Source organism: Pseudomonas sp. WC2, assembly GCF_050586545.1.
Classification (GTDB): Bacteria; Pseudomonadota; Gammaproteobacteria; order Pseudomonadales; family Pseudomonadaceae; genus Aquipseudomonas.
Genome location: NZ_JBOBDR010000009.1, coordinates 209,700 through 231,342, shown reverse-complemented (window position 1 = coordinate 231,342; position 21,643 = coordinate 209,700). Strand labels below are relative to the sequence as shown.

Here is a 21,643-nt window from a genome sequence, read left to right as displayed (position 1 = left end):
AGCGAGAGGAGGTGCAGCGAAGCAAACCGTAGGCGCTGCGCCCGGATCGGTCCCGGAGCGAAGGAACCCCGAGCCCCAGCGAGCGGGCCGAACGTAGGAGCAAGCGTTTTTTTGCTTACTTTTTTGAGGCGTTTGTCAAAAAAGTGAGTCGCCGTAAGGGCGAAACCGCCAGCCGCAACACCCAAAAAAACGGATATTCACACAAAACAACCCAACAGCCTGGTCGGCCCAAAGGCCGCCAAGCCCAAAGCCTGACCCCTGTCAAAACCCTGAACACATAAGCAGAAACATCCCCCACCATTGAAACCACCCCAAGCCTGCCCCATCTAAGACCCATACTCCATTGCGCAGGTGCCCCATGAGCGACCAGCAAGAATTCCCGGAAAACCCCGACGACTACACCGAAGCAGAACACATCGAACACACCGCCTCCGGCAAAGGCCTCGCCCTGCCCGGCCAGAACCTGCCGGACAAGGTCTACATCATCCCGATCCACAACCGCCCGTTCTTCCCGGCGCAAGTCCTGCCGGTCATCGTCAACGAAGAACCCTGGGCCGAAACCCTCGAACTGGTCAGCAAATCCGAACACCACTCCCTGGCCCTGTTCTTCATGGACACGCCCCAGGAAGACCCGCGCCACTTCGACACCGGCGCCCTGCCGCAATACGGCACCCTGGTCAAAGTCCACCACGCCAGCCGCGAGAACGGCAAACTGCAATTCGTCGCTCAGGGCCTGAGCCGCGTGCGCATCAAAACCTGGCTCAAACACCACCGCCCACCGTATCTGGTTGAAGTCGAATACCCGCACCAGCCCACCGAGCCGACCGACGAGGTCAAGGCCTACGGCATGGCGCTGATCAACGCGATCAAGGAACTGCTGCCGCTCAACCCGCTGTACAGCGAAGAACTGAAAAACTACCTCAACCGCTTCAGCCCCAACGACCCGTCGCCGCTGACCGACTTCGCCGCCGCCCTGACCTCCGCCACCGGCCCTGAGCTGCAGGAAGTGCTCGACTGCGTGCCGATGCTCAAGCGCATGGAAAAAGTCCTGCCGATGCTGCGCAAGGAAGTCGAAGTCGCGCGCCTGCAAAAAGAAATTTCTGCAGAAGTTAACCGCAAGATCGGCGAGCATCAGCGCGAGTTCTTCCTCAAGGAACAACTCAAGGTGATCCAGCAGGAACTTGGCCTGACCAAGGACGACCGCAGCGCCGACCTCGAACAGTTCGAACAACGTCTGGAAGGCAAAGTCCTGCCGGCGCAGGTGCAGAAACGACTCGAAGAAGAGATGAACAAGCTGTCGATCCTCGAGACCGGCTCGCCCGAGTACGCGGTCACCCGCAACTACCTCGACTGGGCGACCTCGGTGCCGTGGGGCGTCTACGGCGAGGACAAACTCGACCTCAAGCACGCGCGCAAAATCCTCGACAAACACCACGCCGGCCTCGATGACATCAAGGACCGCATCCTCGAATTCCTCGCCGTCGGTGCTTATAAAGGCGAAATCAGCGGTTCCATCGTGCTGCTGGTCGGCCCGCCGGGCGTGGGTAAAACCAGCGTCGGCAAATCCATCGCCGAATCCCTTGGCCGGCCGTTCTATCGTTTCAGCCTCGGTGGCATGCGCGACGAAGCCGAGATCAAGGGCCATCGCCGCACCTACATTGGCGCGCAACCGGGCAAACTGGTGCAGGCGTTGAAGGACGTCGAAGTGATGAACCCGGTGATCATGCTCGACGAGATCGACAAGATGGGCCAGAGCTACCAGGGCGACCCGGCCTCGGCGCTGCTGGAAACCCTCGATCCGGAGCAGAACGTCGAATTCCTCGACCACTACCTTGACCTGCGCATGGACTTGTCGAAAGTCCTCTTCGTCTGCACCGCCAACACGCTCGATTCAATCCCCGGCCCGCTGCTGGACCGGATGGAAGTGATTCGCCTGTCGGGCTACATCACTGAAGAAAAAGTCGCCATCGCCAAGCGTCACCTGTGGCCAAAACTGCTGGAAAAGGCCGGCGTGTCCAAGGGCAGCCTGAGCATCAGCGACACTGCGCTCAAAGCCTTGATCGACGGTTACGCCCGTGAAGCCGGCGTGCGCCAGCTGGAAAAACAGATGGGCAAACTGGTGCGCAAAGCGGTGATGAAGCTGATCGACGATCCGAAAGCAGTAATCAAACTCGGGCCGAAAGACCTCGAAGCGTCGCTGGGCCATCCGGTGTTCCGCAACGAACAAGTGCTGTCCGGTACTGGCGTCATCACCGGTCTGGCCTGGACCAGCATGGGCGGCGCGACCTTGCCGATCGAGGCCACGCGGATTCACACGCTCAATCGCGGCTTCAAACTCACCGGGCAACTGGGAGATGTGATGAAGGAGTCGGCGGAGATTGCCTACAGCTACGTCAGCTCGCACCTGAAACAATTCGGCGGTGACGCGAAGTTCTTCGACGAAGCCTTCGTCCACCTGCACGTGCCGGAAGGCGCGACACCGAAAGACGGCCCGAGCGCCGGCGTAACCATGGCCAGCGCCCTGCTCTCCCTCGCGCGTAACCAGCCGCCGAAGAAAGGCGTGGCGATGACCGGCGAACTGACGTTGACCGGGCACGTACTGCCGATTGGCGGGGTGCGCGAGAAGGTGATCGCGGCGCGGCGGCAGAAGATTTTCGAGCTGATTTTGCCGGAGCCGAACCGGGGTAATTTCGAGGAATTGCCGGATTATCTGAAGGAAGGGATTACTGTGCATTTCGCCAAGAAGTTCGCGGACGTGGCGAAGGTGCTGTTCTGATAATTCGGTAGCGCCGGCTCTACCGCTTTCGCGAGCAGGCTCGCTCCCACAGGGTTAGCAGTGAACACAGAAATTGTGGACACCGCTGACCACTGTAGGAGCGAGCCTGCTCGCGAAGGCGTCGGCACAGACACCCTGACTGTCACACTTTGTCTCATCTTCAGTTATGCTCGCCGTTCGTCGTGAACCCCCGGAGCTGCTGAGCCTATGTCCCCCACTCGCCTGTTTGTCCCCCTCGCCCTTTCTTTGCTGGCCGCCTGCGCCACGCAACCGAAACATAACGTGACCGTGGAAAAACAAAGCGAATGCCCGGTGAAACTCACCAACGGGCAAAACCTCATCGTGACGCTGCCAAGCAACCCAACCACCGGCTATCGCTGGGCCATTCAGGATTCTGCTGGCGGTGTCCTGCGCGCCCTCAGTCCCGAGGTTTACAGCAATCCTGAAGATGCCGGCGTGGTCGGCTCGGCGGGGATTTCCACGTGGCGTTTCCAGGCATTTGCTCCCGGCACCGGACGTCTGCGTCTGACCTCGCAACAACCGTGGGCACCGGAAGTGTTGCCGGTGGAAACCTTCGACTGCGCGATTTCGGTGAACTGATCGTGGGTTGGCTGATTCTCGCGTTGATGGGCGCGGTGACCTTTCTCTACGGGGTCAGCACCCATGCGGCGATGCTCTGCCTGTTGGTCAAACCGCTGCCGGTGCTGGCGTTGCTCGGCTGGTTGCATGATGCGCCGCCCAGCGAGTATCGCCGCTGGATCAGCCTCGGTCTGATTTTCTCGCTGCTCGGTGATGTACTGCTGGCGTGGCCGGTGGATTTGTTCGTGTTTGGCCTCGGCGCGTTTCTGATTGCCCATCTGGCGTATCTGAAGGCTTATCTGAGTGACTGCAAGCGTCTGGCGATTGTGCCGTTGGTGCTTGCCCTTGGCGTTGGTGCGGTGCTGCTGGGTCTGCTGATTTCCAGCGGCCTCGGGCCTTTACTGGTTCCGGTGATCATCTATGGCGCGGCAATCAGCGCGATGCTCTGGCGCGCCCTCGCCCGCCTCGGCACCGATGTGCCCAAACGTTCGGCTCTACTGGCGGCCGGCGGTGCAGTGGCGTTTGTGTTTTCGGACAGCGTGATCGGCATTGATCGCTTTGTATCGCCATTCCATGCCGCGCCGTACGTCATCATCCTCAGCTACTGGCTGGGCCAATGGGGTATCGCCGCCTCCGCGTTCTCTCAGACCAAACGGATCTGATCGTTCCCACGCTCTGCGTGGGAACGATCACCGGCAAAAAACGCTTTATCAGACAACCCAAGCATCCCGACGCCACTTTGGCTAAAATGCCGGCCTTTTCCACCGACACCGCCGGACACCGCCGTGAGCAAAGAACCCGATCGCATTTTCGCCAAGCCCTTGGCCCAGGTCCCCGACTTCGCCTTCAACGAAGACGTGGTGCGGGTGTTCCCGGACATGATCAAGCGCTCGGTGCCGGGTTACCCGACCATCGTCGAAAACCTCGGCGTACTCGCGGCCCAGTTCGCCCAGCCGCACAGCGTGCTCTACGACCTCGGCTCATCGCTGGGTGCTGTCACCCAAGCGCTGCGCCGCCACGTGCGCACCGACGGCTGCCGGGTGATCGCTGTGGATAACTCTGCGGCGATGGTCGAACGCTGCCGCGAATACCTCAACGGTCAGGACTCGATGTTCCAGGAGTTGCTGCCGGTTGAAGTGATCGAAGGCGACATCCTCGCCCTCGACTTCCAGCCAGCCTCGGTGGTGGCGCTGAACTTCACCCTGCAATTCATCGCCCCCGATCAGCGCACCGCGCTGCTCTCGCGCATTCGCCAATCGCTACTGCCGGGCGGCGCATTGATTCTGTCGGAGAAGCTGCGCTTCAACGATGCCGAAGAACACGCGCTGCTCACCGATCTGCACGTCGCCTTCAAACGCGCCAACGGCTACAGCGAACTGGAGATTGCCCAGAAGCGCAGCGCCATCGAAAACGTCATGAAACCCGACAGCCTCGAAGAACACCGCGAGCGCCTGTTGGCCGCCGGGTTCTCGAAAGTCGTGCCGTGGTTCCAGTGTCTTAACTTTGCCTCGTTGATTGCCTTGCCATGATTGATCTGTCCCCCCTCGCTCGCCGTCTGGCCGGCACACCGCTGGCCGAATGGGCCAACACCCTGCAAGCACAACTCGACAAGAAAATGGAGAAAGGCCACGGCGATCTGGAGCGCTGGCAAAGTGCGCTGGACGCCTTGCCGAAGATCCAACCGAGCGAAGTCGACCTGCTCAACGGCCTGAAACTCGACACCGATTGCGCCGACGAAACCCGCGCGCAAATGCGTACCGCGCTGATGGGCCTGTCGCCATGGCGCAAGGGGCCGTTCGATCTGTTTGGCGTGCACGTCGACACCGAATGGCGTTCGGACTGGAAATGGTCGCGGGTCGCGCCGCATCTGGATCTGAAAGGCAAACGCATCCTCGACGTCGGCTGCGGCAACGGCTACTACATGTGGCGAATGCTCGGTGCCGGGGCTGACAGCGTGATCGGTGTCGACCCGAACTGGCTGTTTTTCTGCCAGTTCCAGGCCGTACAGCGTTATCTGTCAGAGCCGAATGCCTGGCACCTGCCCTTCCCGTTCGAAGACCTGCCGGCGAATCTGGAAGGCTTCGACACGGTGTTTTCCATGGGCGTGTTCTACCACCGTCGTTCGCCGATCGAGCATTTGCTGGCGCTGAAGGATTGCCTGGTCAAGGGCGGTGAACTGGTGCTGGAAACGCTGGTGGTGGAAGGCGACAAGCATCAGGTGCTGGTGCCGGAAGATCGTTATGCGCAGATGCGTAACGTCTGGTTCCTGCCGTCGGTGCCGGCGCTGGAATTGTGGTTGCGTCGTGCGGGTTTCACCGACATTCGTTGCGTGGATGTGAGCACGACGACGGTCGATGAACAGCGTGGGACTGAGTGGATGAAATATCAGTCGCTGAGCGACTTTCTTGATCCTGAAGATCACAGCAAAACCATCGAAGGGTTGCCGGCGCCGATGCGTGCGGTGATTGTCGCTCGTAAATAATCCAATCGCCCAAACACCGCGGTGAGCCTACCCCTCACCCCAGCCCTCTCCCTGTATGTACCGGAGACATGGTGGACAGGTGTTCGGAGACATAGTGGACACATTTTAATAGACACATTGCTCATCGCGAGGGAGATGGCCTGTGTCTTGGGAAGAGGTGTCCACCGTGCAGCTTCGTACAGAGTTCGTGCTGTTGGCTCGGCAAGAAGGGGCCAATGTTCGGCAGCTTTGCCGCCGATTCAACATCAGCCCAAGCACTGCCTATAAATGGCTCAAGAGGTTTGAAACCTCAGGTGCTGAGGGATTGATCAATCAGTCTCGACGACCAAAGACATCACCCAAACGCTGCGCTGAAGAGGTTGAGCAGCAGATTTTGACCGTGAGTCAGGAGTACGCCGCTTGGGGCGCTCGCAAGCTCGAGCGCGTGTTGGAAGACGACGGCAAAGTGATGCCCTCTGTCAGCACCGTGCATGCGGTTTTACAGCGTCATTCGCGCGTGGATCCAAAGGCTGCCCAGACCAAACCGTTTATCCGGTTCGAGCACGAGGCGCCCAACGATCTTTGGCAGATCGACTTCAAGGGCCATATCAGCCTGAGCCACGGACGTTGCCATCCGCTGACGATACTGGACGATCACTCGCGGTTCTCACTGTGCATCGCTGCGTGCGCCAATGAGCAGCGCCGAACCGTCCAGGAGCAACTAATACGGGCCTTTCGGCGCTACGGTCTGCCTCTGCGCATGACGATGGACAACGGTTCGCCATGGGGTGACCAGACCGGCGTTTATACCGCGCTGGAGGTCTGGCTGATGAGCCAGGGCATCAAGGTCGGCCACTCCCGACCTTATCACCCGCAAACCCAGGGAAAGCTGGAGCGCTTCCACCGCAGCCTGAAAAGAGAAGTCCTGCAAGGCCAACTCTTCACCGATCTGGACGATGCGCAACGGGCGTTTGATATCTGGCGTGAGATTTACAACCAGAAGCGCCCGCATCAAGCACTGGGCATGCAGGTTCCTGCTACTCGCTACAGCAGCAGCCCGCGGGAATATCAGGAGCAACCGGCGGCGCCTGAGTACGACGATGGGGATGTGGTCAGGAAAGTTCAGGTGAAGGGCGAGATCTACTGGGGCAACCGTGAATACACTGTCGGAAAGGCGTTTCACGGGAGGTCAGTGGCTATCCGGGAAACGACGGAGGACGGCATCCACGATGTCTACTGGAGTAGACATCGCATCGCCCGAATCGACTTGAACTTGCAGATCGTCACGGCAGGTAAGAAGATCTAAAACCGTCCACTATGTCTCCGAACATGTGTCCACCATGTCTCCGGTACATACACTCCCCAAGGAGAGGGAGCCGATCATTGAGCTTTTCAAAACTTGAGTTCGACTCGGAATCTCAGGTCGACGGACTTAGCCCATCCAGCTCGGTCAGTCCCCTCTCCCTATGGGCGGTCCGACGTTTCGGGAGGGTTAGGGTGAGGGGCTTTTCGCTCTTCGGGCGCGGAAGAATTCGGTCAACACCGCCCCACACTCCTCCGCCAACACCCCACCTTCATACAACACCCGGTGATTCAAAAAACCCTGGGTAAAAAACTGCCCCTGACTCTGCACAATCCCCGCCTTAGGCTCCAGCGCGCCATACACCACCCGCGCCACCCGCGAATGCACGATCAAACCGGCGCACATGCTGCACGGCTCGAGCGTCACATACAGCGTGCTGCCCGGCAGACGATAGTTATCCACCGCCTGCGCCGCCGCGCGAATGGCGACCATTTCCGCATGGGCACTCGGGTCGCTGGTGCTGATCGGGCAGTTGAAGCCGCGCCCGATGATCTCACCGTCCTGCACCAGCACCGCGCCCACCGGCACTTCGCCAAGCGCCGCACCTTGTGCGGCAAGGATCAGGGCTTCGCGCATGAAGTCGCGGTCACGGCTGCGGTCGATGATCGCCGCAGGGCGAATCTGACGCATCACTTCACCTCGATGGCGGCCATCAGGCCGGTTTCCATGTGGTCGATCACGTGGCAATGGAACATCCACACCCCCGGATTATCCGCGACCAGCGCCACTTGCGCGCGCTCGTTCTTGCCCAGCAGATAGGTGTCGGTGAAGTACGGAATGATCTTGTGCCGGTTCGACGCAATCACCTTGAAGCTCATGCCGTGCAGGTGGATCGGGTGCTGGTACTGCGTCATGTTCTTCAATTCAAAAATATAGCTCTGACCCAGTTTCAGGCTGGCGATCGGTCGGTCGGCGCAGGTCTTGTCGGTGATGTCCCAGGCCTTGCCGTTGATCTGCCACAGGCTCGGCGGCTTGCCATTTTCGGTGTTGACCGAGACCGAGCCGACCCATTCGAAATTGAAGTTGAGTTTCTCGGCATTGGCCAGGTCTGGCTCGGCCACCGGGTTGGCCGGCAGGGCTTTTGGCCAGTCCGTCGGCGCATCAGTGTTGGCCACCGACCGCAGCGTGCCCAGACGCACCGGGCCGTTACGCAGTGACAACTCTTCACCCGCCGCCGGAGCCTTGATCGCCAGACAAATGCGCATGCCGGGGCCAAGCCAGTATTCCTTGCCCAACGGCCGCGGCTCGACCGGGTTGCCGTCCAGCGCATAAATCTTCGCTTCGACGCCCGGAATATTGATGCGATACGTCAGGGTGTTATCGAGGTTGAGCAAGCGCACGCGGGTGATCTGCCCGGCGGGCAATTCGATCACCGGTGTCGGCACGCCATTGATCGTCGACAACCGCCCCGCCGTACCGCCACGCGCCGCTTCACGCGGAATGCTGAACTCGACGAAATTGCCTACATCATCGATATGCCAATTTTTCAGGCTCAAGGTCTTTTCGTAGACGAAACCGGTCGGCTCGCGCTCCTCGATGATCAGCGGCCCAACCAGCCCGCGCCCCAGCTCTTCGCTGCTGCTGACGTGCGGGTGATACCAATAGCTGCCGGCATCCGGCACGCGGAATTTGTAATCGAAGTATTCGCCCGGCAACACCGGCAGCTGCGAGACGTACGGCACACCGTCCATCTCCAGCGGCAGACGAATGCCATGCCAGTGAATGGTGGTCGCCACCGGCAAATGGTTGATAAAGCGCACCCGCAACCATTCACCCTGACGCACGCGCAACTCGGTGCCCGGCGCCGACGGGCCGAACGCCCAGGCTTCGGTCTTGTGTCCCGGCACCAGCTCAACGTCCAGCGGCGCGGCGATCAGCTCATAGTCATGCCCCGCCTCAGCATCCGCCATCTTGCCCAGCCAGTAACGCGACGCGCCCCCCGCCCCGACACCAACGACAACAAGACCGGCCAGGCCACCGAGGATTTGGCGACGGGTAAAGGACATGAACTCAACTACCTCACATATCAGCGACGGGCACCGGGCCCGCAAAAGGCGAATACGATACACCCGCAGTTGCGAAAGAAACAGCAAAGCGGCCGTGACCACGGGCCGCAGGGCCGATTTTGTAAATGCAAAAAGCCGCGTGAACTCACGTTCACGCGGCTTTTTATCCAGCGATCAAACCGTCAAGGTTTGTGCAGGATCACTCCCACTCAATCGTCGCCGGCGGCTTGCTCGACACGTCATACGTAACGCGCGAAATGCCTTCGATTTCATTGATGATGCGGCCGGAGACGGTTTCCAGCAGTTCGTAAGGCAGGTGAGCCCAACGCGCGGTCATGAAGTCGATGGTTTCTACGGCACGCAGGGCAACGACCCAGGCGTAACGACGGCCATCGCCAACGACGCCAACCGATTTCACTGGCTGGAACACGACGAAGGCTTGGCTGACTTTGTGGTACCAGTCGGCTTTACGCAGTTCTTCGATGAAGATGTGGTCGGCACGACGCAGCAGGTCGGCGTATTCCTTTTTCACTTCACCGAGGATGCGCACGCCCAGGCCCGGGCCCGGGAACGGGTGACGGTAGACCATGTCGTACGGCAGGCCCAGTTCCAGGCCCAGACGACGGACTTCGTCCTTGAACAGTTCGCGCAGTGGCTCGACCAGTTTCAGGTTCATTTCTTCCGGCAGGCCGCCCACGTTGTGGTGCGACTTGATCACGTGGGCCTTGCCGCTTTTCGCGCCAGCCGACTCGATCACGTCCGGGTAGATGGTGCCCTGAGCGAGGTATTTGATGTTTTCCAGTTTGTTCGACTGGGCATCGAATACGTCGATGAAGGTGCGACCGATGATCTTGCGCTTCTTCTCCGGGTCGGCTTCGCCGGCCAGGTTGTCGAGGAACTGGTCTTCAGCGTTGGCGCGGATAACCTTGACGCCCATGTTCTCGGCGAACATGGCCATCACTTGCTCGCCTTCGTGCAGACGCAGCAGGCCGTTGTCGACGAACACGCAGGTCAGCTGGTCGCCGATGGCTTTGTGCAGCAGCGCGGCAACCACCGAGGAGTCAACGCCGCCGGACAGACCCAGCAGCACGTTGTCGGTGCCGACTTGTGCGCGGATGTTGGCGATGGCATCTTCAGCGATCTTCGACGGCGTCCACAGGGCTTCACAGCCGCAGATGTCGAGGACGAAGCGCGACAGGATGCGACCGCCCTGCTTGGTGTGGGTCACTTCCGGGTGGAACTGCACGCCGTAGTAGCCACGGTCGTCGTTGAACATACCGGCGATCGGGCAGCTTGGGGTGCTGGCGAGGATGTGGAAGTCTTCCGGCATCTTGGTGACTTTGTCACCGTGGCTCATCCAGACGTCGAGGCCGAACAGGCCGTCAGCGTCGATGTGGTCTTCGATGCCGTCGAGCAGGCGGCTCTTGCCGACCACGTCAACGCGGGCGTAACCGAACTCACGCAGTTCGGAACCTTCAACCTTGCCGCCCAGTTGCTCGGCCATGGTTTGCATGCCGTAGCAGATACCGAAAACCGGTACGCCCAGATCGAACACTGCCTGTGGGCAGCGCGGGCTGTCGGCGACGTGCACGGACTCGGGGCCGCCGGCGAGGATGACGCCTTTAGGAGCGAATTCGCGGATCGCATCTTCGTCCATGTCGAACGGGTGCAGTTCGCAGTACACACCGATCTCGCGCACGCGGCGGGCAATCAGTTGGGTGTATTGCGAACCGAAGTCGAGGATCAGGATGCGGTGAGCGTGAATATCGAGGGCCATGATTCAGTCTCGTCTAAGTCGTTCAGAAACAGTCGTGATTCAGAAACAACTCGGGGCTGAATCAAACAGCCCCGGTTGCTTACTTTATTGCTTTAAGGCTCAACCTACGCGGTAGTTTGGCGCTTCTTTGGTGATCTGCACGTCGTGCACGTGGGATTCGGCCATGCCAGCGCCGGTGATCCGCACGAACTCAGGCTTGGTGCGCATTTCTTCGATGTTGGCGCTACCGGTGTAACCCATCGAGGAACGCAGACCGCCCATCAACTGGTGAATGATCGCGCTCAGGGTGCCTTTGTACGGCACACGGCCTTCGATGCCTTCCGGAACGAGCTTCTCGGCGCCTGCCGAGGAGTCCTGGAAGTAGCGGTCGGAAGAGCCTTGAGCCTGGGACATGGCGCCCAGCGAACCCATGCCGCGGTAAGCCTTGTACGAACGGCCCTGGAACAGTTCGATCTCGCCCGGCGCTTCTTCAGTACCGGCGAACATCGAGCCCATCATCACGCAGGAAGCACCGGCTACGATGGCCTTGGACAGGTCACCCGAGAAACGGATGCCGCCGTCGGCGATCAACGGTACGCCAGTGCCTTCAAGGGCAGCGGCAACGTTGGCGATGGCACTGATTTGCGGGACGCCGACACCGGCGACGATACGGGTGGTGCAGATCGAGCCAGGGCCGATACCGACCTTGACGGCGTCAGCGCCTGCTTCGGCCAGAGCCTTGGCAGCGGCGCCGGTGGCGATGTTGCCGCCGATCACCTGCACTTCAGGGAAATTCTGTTTAACCCAGCGAACGCGGTCGATCACGCCTTTGGAGTGACCGTGGGCGGTGTCGACCACCACCACGTCCACGCCAGCGTGGACCAGAGCGGCGACGCGCTCACCGGTGTCTTTACCGGTACCGACCGCAGCGCCGACGCGCAGACGACCTTGATCGTCCTTGCTGGCCAGCGGGTAGGCTTTGGCTTTTTCGATATCGTTGACGGTCATCATGCCTTTGAGGGCGAATTTGTCGTCAACGATCAGCACGCGCTCGATGCGGTGCTTGTGCAGCAGTTCGCGTGCTTCGTCCTTGCTCGCGCCTTCCTTGATCGTGACCAGACGCTCTTTGGGCGTCATCACTTCACGGACGGTGGCTTCCAGACGGCTTTCGAAACGCACGTCACGGGAAGTGACGATGCCGACCAGGTCGCCATCGTGCAGAACCGGAACGCCGGAAATGTTGTGCATGCGGGTCAATTCGAACAGATCACGAACCGTGGCATCTGCCTCGATGGTGATCGGATCCTTGACGACGCCGGCTTCGAACTTCTTGACCTTACGCACTTCGGCAGCTTGCTGCTCGATGGTCATGTTCTTGTGGATAATGCCGATGCCACCTTCCTGAGCCATGGCGATTGCCAGACGGGCTTCAGTAACGGTGTCCATTGCAGCAGAAACCAGAGGAATGTTCAGTTCGATGCCACGGGTAAGGCGGGTCTTGAGACTGACTTCGTTAGGAAGCACCTCGGAATAACCGGGCACTAGGAGAATGTCGTCGAATGTCAGAGCTTCTTGGCTGATACGCAGCATCGCGGGGGCTCCCGAGCGGGAAAATGGAAGCGCGCCATTATAGTCAGACACCCCCTTCGGAGCAACGTAAAACTCAGCTTAATATCAATGTTGCTGATGTACGGGAAGCCCCACCCCTACAGCTCCACCTTGACCCAAGAGACAGGTTGATCAAGCCAATCGGCGAACTCATCGATAAAGCTTTGCTTGAAGCCAGCCTCGAGCCAGTTGTTGAAGATGAAACCGAGGTTGGAAAACGCGCATTCCTGCAAATACAGAAAACCGTTGATGTCATCTTCATGCCCGCATTCCGGGCAGGTGAAGTTGTCGGTGCGGCCAGGGAACCAGTCTTCAAGGCTCTCGAACAGCGCTTCGCCGACTTCACGACGGCACTCGGCGCAACCGGCCTCTTCGAGAAAGCCCTTGGCCGGCGTGTAGATGCAACGCTTGGTGACGATTTCCAGGCCGTTGATTGGCTCTCCGAACGGCAACGCCTGCGGGTGCAGCACCACGGCACGGGCACCATCGGCAATCGCGTAAGCCATGCGATTGCCGGTGCGGCCGCAGGTGCTCAACTCTTCCTTGACGATGTTCTTGCGTACCAGCCAACGCAGAATCGCCCGGGCCCGGGGTTCGTGGACCGGCAGGGTGGAGATTTTCGGGACGATGATGCTTTGCGAATTCATGGAAAGTCCTGCGGTGTGGCTGCTGACGCCTTCGCGAGCAGGCTCGCTCCCACATTGGAATGCATTTCAACGTGTGGGAGCGAGCCCTGCTAGCGAAGAGGCCTTAAAGGCCGGCAGCTTAATCCCTGACAAAATCAGGTCAAGTGCTGAGGTAGCGCCCGATCAGCGCCAGCCCGCTCGCCAGCACCAGCCACGTCACCAATCGTACAAACGCCTCGCGCGACAACCTCATGGTCAACCGCCGGCCAATCCACAGCCCTAGTGCCATCGCGGGCAATAGACACAGCGCCAACATCAACAAGGGTAGCTCGGCATACACACCGGCGATGGCAAACAGGCTTAAGCGCACCACTGTGCTGCAACTGATCAACGCACTTTGTGTGGCCCTGGCCGCCTCTTTCGGCAATCGACTGTTCAAATAAATCGCATATAAAAAGCCGCCACTGCCGAACAGCGCACCAAACAGCCCACCCACCGTCCCCATCGGCACGGCCCACGCGGCGGACAATTGCGCTGGCCGGGCTTTCACCCACAGGCTGTAAATCGCATAAGCGCTGATAAACAACCCCATCAACAGCAACAGCACGTCGGATTTGAGGTTAAGCAGGAATATCACCCCCAACGTGCAGCCGACCGCCATGCACGGCAGCAACCGCAACAGCTCCGGCTTAGCGACATCGCGCCGCGACGGCAGCAGATTGCCGAACGCCGCGACGAAATCCAGCAACACCAACAACGGCACAATCTTCGACAACGGCATGAACAGAATCAGAATCGGCCCGGCCACCAGCGCCGTGCCAAATCCGGCAATCCCGAACACGATGTAAGCCAAGGCGATGCCCAGCCCGATCACCGCCCACCCGCCTACACCCCACGACCACTCGCTCAACAACCCCGCCACACTCATGGGTCTATTTCCTTAATAAGCCTGAGATGACTTTAGCCAGCGCCGAGGGTTGCGACTAATATCTTCCAGGTCGCTTACTCATCTCGAAAAGGCATGGCTTGTGCTCTCCACCCGTCAATTGCGTTACTTCGTCGAAATCGCCGACAGCGGCAGCTTCAGCGCGGCGGCAGAACGCTTGTTCATTGCGCAATCGGCGCTGAGCCGGCAGATCAAGGACATGGAAACGCGACTGCAAACGCCGCTGTTCGAACGCACGGCACGCCAGCCCCGGCTCACTGCGGCGGGGGAAGCGTTTCTGCCGCGCGCAAGAAATCTGCTGAACGAACTGTGCAAGGCCAGCGCCATGGCCATCGAAGTCGGCAATGGCCAACTGGGCACCTTGCGCTTGAGCCACTCCAGCACCGTGTCGATCAGCGGACGTTTGCTCCGTGACCTGGGCGCTTATCTGCAGCAACAGCCCGGCGTGTCGCTGGATATCGGCAAACTGTCTTCCGAGGCGCAACTGGAAGAGCTGGCCGAAGGACGCCTCGATATCGGCCTGTTGCGTCTCCCGGTGTTGCGTCAGCGCGAAGGGATTCAGATTGTGCCGCTGTTTACTGAGCGGTTGCTGCTGGCGGTGCCGATGGATCATCGATTGGCGGAGGCTGAGCGAGTCGATCTGGCGCAATTGAACGACGAAGCGTTCATCTCCATTCCACACCCGCAACGCGGCGGACTGAGCTACCTGTGTGCCGACCTGTGCATGCGTCAGGGTTTCTTCCCGAAAGCGGCGCGGGTGATGTCGCGCAAGACCACGCAGCTACAGTTGATTCAGGCCGGTTTCGGCATCGCCCTGCTGCCGGAATCGATGCAGGAGATTGCGCCGAGCGGCGTACGCTTTCTACCGCTGAGCGATCCCGACTGCGAAAGCACCGTCGCCCTCGCCTACCGCCAGAATCCGCCCCCGCTGATCCAGCACTTCATCCAGACCTTCACCAATCCCCCCTGTGGGTTTTGTGTTGGGTCATGGTGATTGGCAACCAAATGCCTTTAAACTGCGCCCCATGATTAAAGATCCCTTTGCAAGACTTGGCCTGGACCGTGAAGTCCTGACCGTCAGCCAGCTCAACGGCCGCGCGCGGGTGTTGCTCGAAGACGTGTTCAGCAACATCTGGGTCGAAGGCGAAATCTCCAACCTCGCCCGCCCGGCGTCCGGCCACATCTATTTCACCCTTAAGGACAGCGGCGCGCAGGTGCGTTGCGCGCTGTTCCGGCAGAACGCCGCGCGAGTGCGTCAGGCGTTGAAGGACGGCTTGGCGGTGAAGGTGCGCGGCAAGGTCTCGCTGTTCGAGGGCCGTGGCGACTATCAGCTGATTCTCGACACCGTTGAGCCGGCCGGTGACGGCGCACTGCGTCTGGCCTTCGATGCACTGAAGGAAAAACTCAGCGCCGAAGGCCTGTTCAGTGCCGAACGCAAAGTGCCGCTGCCCGCGCATCCGCAACGCATCGGCATCATCAGTTCGCCGACCGGCGCGGTGATTCGCGACATCATCAGCGTATTCCGCCGCCGTGCGCCGCAAGTACAACTGACGCTGATTCCGACCGCCGTGCAGGGCCGCGAAGCCACCGCGCAAATCGTCCGCGCGTTGAAAATGGCCGATGCCCGTGGCTTCGACGCGCTGATCCTCGCCCGTGGCGGCGGCTCGCTGGAAGATCTCTGGTGCTTCAACGAAGAAGCCGTGGCCCGCGCCGTCGATGCCTGTGTGACGCCGATTGTCAGCGCCGTCGGCCATGAAACCGATGTGTCGATCAGTGACTTTGTCGCTGACGTTCGCGCGCCAACGCCGTCCGCTGCCGCTGAATTGCTCGCTCCGGATTCCAGCCATCTGATCCGTCAGGTCGAAAGCCTGCATCGCCGCTTGGTGATGCGCATGCGCGATCGTTTGATGCGTGATCGCCTGCGCCTGGAAGGCATGGCGCGTCGCCTGCGTCATCCCGGCGAACGTCTGCGCCAGCAAGCGCAACGTCTGGATGATCTGGACATGCGCATGCGCCGGGCGTTCGAGCGTCACCTCAATACGCGCCGGGAGCGGCTGATCCGTCTGGAAACCCGCCTCGCCGGGCAACATCCGGGACGGCAACTGGCGATGTTGCGCCAACGCCTCGACAGCCTCGCCGAACGTCTACCCCGCGCCATGCGCGAAGGTCTGAAGAACCGTCGCCTGCAACTGCACAGCCAGATGCAGACGCTGCACGTGGTCAGCCCGCTGGCAACGCTCGGTCGCGGTTACAGCATTCTGCTGGATGAGCGCGGCCACGCGATCCGCAACGCCGCGCAAACCCACACCGGCCAGCGCCTCAAAGCCAAGCTCGGCGAAGGCGAATTGCAAGTGCGCGTCGAGGACAATCACCTGACGCCTGTCACCCTCTCTTTACTGGACTGATCCATGCCGCGTTTTCTGGCTCCATTGTTTTTGCTCTGCCTGACGTTCAATGCCCACGCCGACAGTTACATCACCCGGCTGCTGAACAAACCGGTGCCGGGTGGCGTGGCCGTGGTTGATCTCGGCTCAGCCGCGCAGGCACCGAAAGCCACGTATCAGGGCAAACCGGTGCTGGTGGTGAAAGAACAGAACAACTGGCTGGCGATTGTCGGCGTGCCGTTGACGGTCAAGCCGGGGGCGCAGCAGATCAGCAGTGGCGGGCGTAATCTGCCGTTCACCGTGGGTAACAAGAAGTACCCGGAGCAGCGCATCACCCTGAAGAACAAGCAGCAGGTCAATCCGGATCAGTCGAACCTCAAGCGCATCGAAGGCGAACTGGCCGAGCAGATCAAGGCTTACCGCAGCTTCAGCCCGAACACGCCGAGCAATCTGCTGTTGGACAAACCGGTCAACGGGCCGCTGTCGAGCAAGTTTGGTGTGCGTCGTTTCTTTAATGGAGAAGAACGCAATCCGCACGCGGGCCTCGACTTCGCGGTGCCGGCAGGCACGCCGATCAAGACTCCGGCGGCGGGTAAAGTGATTTTGATCGGCAACTATTTCTTCAATGGCAACACAGTATTTGTTGACCACGGCCAGGGCTTTATCAGCATGTTCTGCCACATGTCGAAGATTGATGTGAAGGACGGCCAGCAACTGGCGCGTGGCGCGGTGGTGGGCAAGGTTGGCATGACCGGCCGCGCGACCGGGCCGCACATGCACTGGAATGTCAGCCTGAACGATGCGCGGGTGGATCCGGCGATTTTCATTGGCGCATTTCAACCTTAAGGGTTGTGTTGAGGCTGGCTGCCTCATCGCTAGCAGGGCTAGCTCCCACCGGTATTTTGTGTTGCAAACACGGTCCATTGTGGGAGCCAGCCCTGCTGGCGATTACTGACTCATCGGCACTGCAATCTCCCAGAGACTCCGCCCACCTCGATTGCGCCCCTGTCTAACCTCGCGCAAAAAACCAAAAGCTCAACGTTATTACGCACAATAAAATCGCGCAAAACCCTGCTTTCCGAGTATTCCTCTCAATTTTTTTCGACTGCTTGCCATCCTCTCCCCTCGCGGTTAGGGTTGAAGGCATGAAAACCTCTCACACCCTTATTCAGCTTCGCCAGCACCGCAGTCTGTGCCTCGTCAGCGCACGACTGCCAGGCTGAATCGCGGCACCTCGTCCTACGCGTTTCCCAGAACATTCGTAACACCGGCAGGCCGCCTCTTTTCGGCCCAGACAATAAGGAATTTCCCGATGAGCATGCTCAAAGATCCGTCTTCGAAATACCGCGCGTTTCCTGTCATCAACCTGCCGGATCGCACCTGGCCTTCGAAGACCATCGACACCGCGCCGATCTGGTGCAGCTCCGACCTGCGTGACGGTAACCAGTCGCTGATCGAGCCAATGGACGCGGTGAAGAAGCTGCGCTTCTGGAAAACCCTCGTACAAGTCGGCGTGAAGGAAATCGAGGCGTCGTTCCCGGCCGCTTCGCAAACCGACTTCGACTTCGTGCGTACCCTGATCGAAGAAGGCCACATCCCGGATGACACCACCATTCAGGTGCTGACCCAGGGCCGTGAAGACTTGATCGAGCGCACCTTCGAATCCCTGCGCGGCGCGAAGAAAGCCATCGTTCACCTGTACAACGCCACCTCGCCGTCTTTCCGTCGCATCGTCTTCAACCAGGACAAGGACGGCATCAAGGCCATCGCCGTGAACGCGGCCAAGCTGTTCGTCAAATATGCGGCGATGCAGCCGGACACCGAATGGACCTTCGAATACTCGCCGGAAACCTTCAGCGCCACTGAGCTGGAGTTCGCCAAGGAAGTCTGTGACGCGGTGATCGAGGTGTGGAACCCGACGCCTGAGCACAAGATGATCCTCAACCTGCCAGCCACCGTTGAATGCGCAACGCCGAACATCTACGCCGATCAGATCGAGTGGTTTGGCCGCAACATCAACCGTCGTGACAGCGTGATCATCAGTCTGCACACCCACAATGACCGTGGCACTGGCGTTGCCGCCACCGAGCTGGGTCTGATGGCCGGCGCGGATCGCGTTGAAGGCTGCCTGTTCGGCAATGGCGAGCGTACCGGTAACGTCGACCTCGTTACTGTCGCATTGAACATGTACACCCAGGGTCTCGACCCGCAGCTGGATTTCTCCGACATCGACGGCGTGCGCAAAGTCGTCGAAGAGTGCAACCAGATTCAGGTTCACCCACGTCACCCGTACGTTGGCGACCTGGTCCACACCGCGTTCTCCGGCTCGCACCAGGATGCGATCCGCAAAGGCTTCTCCCAGCAGAAACCAGACGCACTCTGGGAAGTGCCGTACTTGCCGATCGACCCGGCCGACATTGGCCGCAGCTACGAGGCGGTGATTCGCGTCAACAGCCAGTCGGGCAAGGGCGGCATCGCTTACTTGCTCGAGCAGGAATACGGCATCAGCCTGCCGCGTCGCATGCAGATCGAATTCAGCCAGGTGGTGCAGCGTGAGACCGACCGTCTCGGTCTGGAGATGACCGCCAAGCAGATCCACTCGCTGTTGATCAGCGAATACCTGCAAGCCAACACTCCGTACGCGCTGGTCAGCCATCGCCTGCAGGAGGAAAACGGCAACAGCAATGTTGAAGTGGAAGTGGCGAGCAAAGGTCAGGGCGAAACCAATCTGCACTGGCGCGGCAAGGGCAACGGTGCGCTGGAAGCACTGGTCGCCGGCCTGCCGATTCCGGTGGAGATCATGGACTACAACGAACATGCGATTGGCGCCGGTACCAACGCCAAAGCAGCGGCCTATATCGAACTGCGTGTGAACGGTGAACGTGCGGTGCACGGCGTGGGTATCGATGAAAACATCACCACGGCCAGCTTCAAGGCCCTGTTCAGCGCGCTGAACCGCTCGCTGAGCCAGCCTGAGGCGAAAGCGGCTTAACTGATCGTTGAAAGACAAAAGGCCCCGAAGTGCGAATTCCGGGGCCTTTTTTTGCCTGATGTCCTCGTTCCCATGCTCCGCGTGGGAATGCCTCAAGGGACGCTCTGCGTCCAGTGACGCGGAGCGTCACGGGGCTGCATTCCCACGCAGAGCGTGGGAACGATCAGTTACCTCAGGTGAACTCGAACGTATCGGCATCCAGATTCGCCGGAAAACGCTCGCGATACGCCGCCAGTGGCGCAGCTTCCAGCACCACTTTAAACACGCCGTCCGCCTCCCCCGCCGCCAGCAAGCTCTCGCCCTGGAAATCCAGCACCTGACTGTCTCCGGTGTAAGCGAATCCCTTGCCATCAGTGCCGACGCGATTCACCGCCGCCACATAACAAAGGTTTTCGATCGCTCGGGCCGGCAGCAAGCGATTCCAGTGCAAGCGTCGTGCGCCCGGCCAATTCGCTGTGTACAGCAGCAGATCAGTATCTTGCGAATCACGACTCCATACCGGGAAGCGCAGGTCGTAACAAATCAGCGGGCGGATACGCCAGCCCTTGAGTTCGAACTGCACCTGGCGCTCGCCCGGCGTGTAATGGTTATGCTCACCGGCCATGCGGAACAGGTGACGCTTGTCGTAATGCAGCACTTCGCCGTCCGGTCGTGCCCACAACAAGCGATTGCGATGGCTGCCGTCAGCCGCCTGAATGATCACACTGCCGGTAATTACAGCATTGAGTTTCGCCGCCTGCACCCGCAGCCATTTGTGCGTCGGGCCGTTCTCGGCTTCGGCGAGGGTTTCCGATTCCATGGAAAACCCGGTGGTGAACATTTCCGGGAGGATGATCAGATCAGCGCCTTGTGCCTGCTCAAGCAACTGCTCGAAATGTTCGAAGTTGGCCTGACGATCATGCCAAGCCAAAGTCGTCTGGATCAGCGCCAGGTTCAGGTCGGGTAACGCACTCAGATCGCGCATAGTTTTGCCGCCGCTTCGCGCAGCGTCTCCTCGCGTTTGGCGAAGCACAGACGCACCAGGCGCTGGCCTTCGGGTGGGTTCTGGTAGAAGACCGACACCGGAATACTCGCCACGCCGTGCTCACGGGTCATCCACATGGCCATCTCGACGTCGGTCAGATCAGGACGGATCTGCGAGTAATCGACCAGTTGGAAATAGGTGCCAGTGACACGTTTGAAGGTAAAGCGCGACGGCGCCAGCAAATCGCAGAACAGGTCACGTTTGGCCTGATAGAAACCCGGCAATTCTTCAACGTGTTCAGGGTGCTCAGCCATGTAATCGGCCAGCGCATATTGCAGCGGAGTCACGCCACAGAAACTGACGTACTGATGGACTTTGCGCAACTCGGCGGTGAGTGCCGGCGGTGCGACGACGTAACCGGTTTTCCAGCCAGTGACGTGATAGGTCTTACCGAACGAACTCACGACGAAGGCACGCTGATACAGCTCTTCGTGGGCGAGCACGCTGACGTGCGGCACGCCGTCGAATACCAGGTGTTCGTACACTTCATCACTGATCAGGTAGATGTCGCGATCACGGATCAGCGCCGCCAATTGATCCAGCTCGGCACGGCTGATCAGTGCACCGCTTGGGTTATGCGGGGTGTTGATGACGATCATTTTCGTGCGCGGACTCAGGGCCGCAGCGAGCTGGTCGAAATCGATGGAGAAATCATCCGGGTTCAGTTGCACATGCACGCAACGACCGCCCGCCAGCTCAGTCGCCGGTGCGTAGCTGTCGTAGCACGGGTCGAACACGATGACTTCGTCGCCGCTGTGGATAACCGCCTGGATGGCGCAGAAGATCGCCTGAGTCGCGCCCGGTGTCACGGTCACTTCGTGATCGGCATCGACGTTGACGCCGTAACTGCGGGCAATTTTCGCCGCAATCTGCTCGCGCAGCGCCGGCAGACCGGTCATTGGCGAATACTGGTTATGACCACTGGCAATGTGCCGACCGACCGCATCGCGCAGCGACTGCGGGCCGTCAAAATCCGGAAAACCCTGTGACAGGTTGATCGCGCCGGTTTGCGCCGCGAGCTGAGACATCTGCGTGAAAATAGTGATGCCGACATTCGGCAGCTTACTGGTGATCATCGGTAGCCCCTTGCAGGTGAGCTGCAAGTTTCAAGCTGTAAGCTGC

Annotated in this window: 18 protein-coding genes; 10 read left to right on the top strand and 8 right to left on the bottom strand. The window is 60.0% G+C overall.

Features of this window, described 5'->3' with window-relative positions; all coding sequences use genetic code 11:
* Positions 1-358 precede the first annotated feature (358 nt).
* The 6 genes from lon to ACQ4OE_RS13720 all read left to right on the top strand — a co-directional run bounded on the left by lon (position 359) and on the right by ACQ4OE_RS13720 (position 7,122).
* Positions 359-2,776: an endopeptidase La gene (gene lon / locus ACQ4OE_RS13745; protein WP_430946937.1), complete on the top strand. Its 2,418-nt coding sequence runs from the start codon at positions 359-361 to the stop codon at positions 2,774-2,776.
* Positions 2,777-2,983: 207 nt separating this feature from the next.
* On the top strand, positions 2,984-3,376 hold the full coding sequence (locus tag ACQ4OE_RS13740; protein WP_122589936.1) for a protease inhibitor I42 family protein: 393 nt from the start codon (positions 2,984-2,986) through the stop codon (positions 3,374-3,376).
* A 2-nt stretch (positions 3,377-3,378) separates the two neighbouring features.
* The gene (locus tag ACQ4OE_RS13735) at positions 3,379-4,017 is read left to right on the top strand and encodes a lysoplasmalogenase (RefSeq protein ID WP_430946936.1); all 639 of its coding nucleotides are present in this window, start codon (positions 3,379-3,381) and stop codon (positions 4,015-4,017) included.
* A 123-nt stretch (positions 4,018-4,140) separates the two neighbouring features.
* Complete coding sequence (gene cmoA, locus ACQ4OE_RS13730; RefSeq protein WP_008082499.1) at positions 4,141-4,884, top strand: carboxy-S-adenosyl-L-methionine synthase CmoA; 744 nt, start codon at positions 4,141-4,143, stop codon at positions 4,882-4,884.
* Positions 4,881-5,837, top strand: a complete 957-nt coding sequence (cmoB, locus tag ACQ4OE_RS13725) for a tRNA 5-methoxyuridine(34)/uridine 5-oxyacetic acid(34) synthase CmoB (RefSeq protein ID WP_430946935.1) — start codon at positions 4,881-4,883, stop codon at positions 5,835-5,837. The genes cmoA and cmoB overlap by 4 nt, the downstream gene beginning before the upstream one ends.
* A gap of 142 nt (positions 5,838-5,979) precedes the next feature.
* On the top strand, positions 5,980-7,122 hold the full coding sequence (locus ACQ4OE_RS13720) for an IS481 family transposase (RefSeq protein ID WP_430946934.1): 1,143 nt from the start codon (positions 5,980-5,982) through the stop codon (positions 7,120-7,122).
* Between the two features lie 186 nt (positions 7,123-7,308).
* Here ACQ4OE_RS13720 and tadA read toward each other — a convergent pair whose 3' ends face one another.
* The 6 genes from tadA to ACQ4OE_RS13690 form a co-directional block, all read right to left on the bottom strand.
* Complete coding sequence (gene tadA / locus ACQ4OE_RS13715) at positions 7,309-7,809, bottom strand: tRNA adenosine(34) deaminase TadA (RefSeq protein ID WP_134177613.1); 501 nt, start codon at positions 7,807-7,809, stop codon at positions 7,309-7,311.
* On the bottom strand, positions 7,809-9,185 hold the full coding sequence (locus ACQ4OE_RS13710; protein WP_430946933.1) for a multicopper oxidase family protein: 1,377 nt from the start codon (positions 9,183-9,185) through the stop codon (positions 7,809-7,811). The genes tadA and ACQ4OE_RS13710 overlap by 1 nt, the downstream gene beginning before the upstream one ends.
* A 199-nt stretch (positions 9,186-9,384) precedes the next feature.
* The gene (guaA, locus tag ACQ4OE_RS13705) at positions 9,385-10,962 is read right to left on the bottom strand and encodes a glutamine-hydrolyzing GMP synthase (RefSeq protein WP_122589943.1); all 1,578 of its coding nucleotides are present in this window, start codon (positions 10,960-10,962) and stop codon (positions 9,385-9,387) included.
* Positions 10,963-11,061: 99 nt separating this feature from the next.
* A complete protein-coding gene (gene guaB, locus ACQ4OE_RS13700; RefSeq protein WP_430946932.1) occupies positions 11,062-12,531 on the bottom strand; it encodes an IMP dehydrogenase in 1,470 nt (489 codons plus the stop codon).
* A 116-nt stretch (positions 12,532-12,647) separates the two neighbouring features.
* Positions 12,648-13,196: a sugar ABC transporter ATPase gene (locus ACQ4OE_RS13695; RefSeq protein ID WP_108590387.1), complete on the bottom strand. Its 549-nt coding sequence runs from the start codon at positions 13,194-13,196 to the stop codon at positions 12,648-12,650.
* 139 nt (positions 13,197-13,335) lie between these two features.
* The gene (locus ACQ4OE_RS13690; RefSeq protein ID WP_430946931.1) at positions 13,336-14,103 is read right to left on the bottom strand and encodes a sulfite exporter TauE/SafE family protein; all 768 of its coding nucleotides are present in this window, start codon (positions 14,101-14,103) and stop codon (positions 13,336-13,338) included.
* Between the two features lie 100 nt (positions 14,104-14,203).
* On the opposite strand from ACQ4OE_RS13690, the gene ACQ4OE_RS13685 reads away from it, so the two are divergent.
* The 4 genes from ACQ4OE_RS13685 to leuA all read left to right on the top strand — a co-directional run bounded on the left by ACQ4OE_RS13685 (position 14,204) and on the right by leuA (position 19,497).
* Entirely contained in the window at positions 14,204-15,115 is a 912-nt protein-coding gene (locus ACQ4OE_RS13685; protein ID WP_430946930.1) for a LysR family transcriptional regulator, read from the top strand.
* Between the two features lie 31 nt (positions 15,116-15,146).
* A complete protein-coding gene (gene xseA, locus ACQ4OE_RS13680; protein ID WP_016984362.1) occupies positions 15,147-16,526 on the top strand; it encodes an exodeoxyribonuclease VII large subunit in 1,380 nt (459 codons plus the stop codon).
* A 3-nt stretch (positions 16,527-16,529) separates the two neighbouring features.
* Positions 16,530-17,351, top strand: a complete 822-nt coding sequence (locus tag ACQ4OE_RS13675) for a peptidoglycan DD-metalloendopeptidase family protein (RefSeq protein WP_430946929.1) — start codon at positions 16,530-16,532, stop codon at positions 17,349-17,351.
* Positions 17,352-17,817: 466 nt separating this feature from the next.
* Entirely contained in the window at positions 17,818-19,497 is a 1,680-nt protein-coding gene (leuA, locus tag ACQ4OE_RS13670) for a 2-isopropylmalate synthase (RefSeq protein ID WP_053123514.1), read from the top strand.
* Between the two features lie 172 nt (positions 19,498-19,669).
* On the opposite strand, the gene ACQ4OE_RS13665 is transcribed toward leuA, so the two are convergent.
* Both ACQ4OE_RS13665 and ACQ4OE_RS13660 read right to left on the bottom strand, forming a co-directional pair.
* Positions 19,670-20,461, bottom strand: coding sequence for an amidohydrolase (locus ACQ4OE_RS13665; protein WP_430946928.1), 792 nt, complete (start codon positions 20,459-20,461; stop codon positions 19,670-19,672).
* Positions 20,449-21,597, bottom strand: coding sequence for a pyridoxal phosphate-dependent aminotransferase (locus tag ACQ4OE_RS13660; RefSeq protein ID WP_430946927.1), 1,149 nt, complete (start codon positions 21,595-21,597; stop codon positions 20,449-20,451). The genes ACQ4OE_RS13665 and ACQ4OE_RS13660 overlap by 13 nt, the downstream gene beginning before the upstream one ends.
* Positions 21,598-21,643 lie beyond the last annotated feature (46 nt).

Excerpts from the sequence above, each read along its gene's own strand:
- guaA (WP_122589943.1), bottom strand. The coding sequence starts at position 10,962 with ATGGCCCTCGATATTCACGCTCACCGCATCCTGATCCTCGACTTCGGT.
- ACQ4OE_RS13675 (WP_430946929.1), top strand. The coding sequence starts at position 16,530 with ATGCCGCGTTTTCTGGCTCCATTGTTTTTGCTCTGCCTGACGTTCAAT.
- ACQ4OE_RS13690 (WP_430946931.1), bottom strand. The coding sequence starts at position 14,103 with ATGAGTGTGGCGGGGTTGTTGAGCGAGTGGTCGTGGGGTGTAGGCGGG.
- ACQ4OE_RS13695 (WP_108590387.1), bottom strand. The coding sequence starts at position 13,196 with ATGAATTCGCAAAGCATCATCGTCCCGAAAATCTCCACCCTGCCGGTC.
- ACQ4OE_RS13740 (WP_122589936.1), top strand. The coding sequence starts at position 2,984 with ATGTCCCCCACTCGCCTGTTTGTCCCCCTCGCCCTTTCTTTGCTGGCC.
- ACQ4OE_RS13710 (WP_430946933.1), bottom strand. The coding sequence starts at position 9,185 with ATGTCCTTTACCCGTCGCCAAATCCTCGGTGGCCTGGCCGGTCTTGTT.
- ACQ4OE_RS13660 (WP_430946927.1), bottom strand. The coding sequence starts at position 21,597 with ATGATCACCAGTAAGCTGCCGAATGTCGGCATCACTATTTTCACGCAG.
- leuA (WP_053123514.1), top strand. The coding sequence starts at position 17,818 with ATGAGCATGCTCAAAGATCCGTCTTCGAAATACCGCGCGTTTCCTGTC.
- cmoB (WP_430946935.1), top strand. The coding sequence starts at position 4,881 with ATGATTGATCTGTCCCCCCTCGCTCGCCGTCTGGCCGGCACACCGCTG.
- ACQ4OE_RS13665 (WP_430946928.1), bottom strand. The coding sequence starts at position 20,461 with ATGCGCGATCTGAGTGCGTTACCCGACCTGAACCTGGCGCTGATCCAG.
- lon (WP_430946937.1), top strand. The coding sequence starts at position 359 with ATGAGCGACCAGCAAGAATTCCCGGAAAACCCCGACGACTACACCGAA.
- xseA (WP_016984362.1), top strand. The coding sequence starts at position 15,147 with ATGATTAAAGATCCCTTTGCAAGACTTGGCCTGGACCGTGAAGTCCTG.
- tadA (WP_134177613.1), bottom strand. The coding sequence starts at position 7,809 with ATGCGTCAGATTCGCCCTGCGGCGATCATCGACCGCAGCCGTGACCGC.
- guaB (WP_430946932.1), bottom strand. The coding sequence starts at position 12,531 with ATGCTGCGTATCAGCCAAGAAGCTCTGACATTCGACGACATTCTCCTA.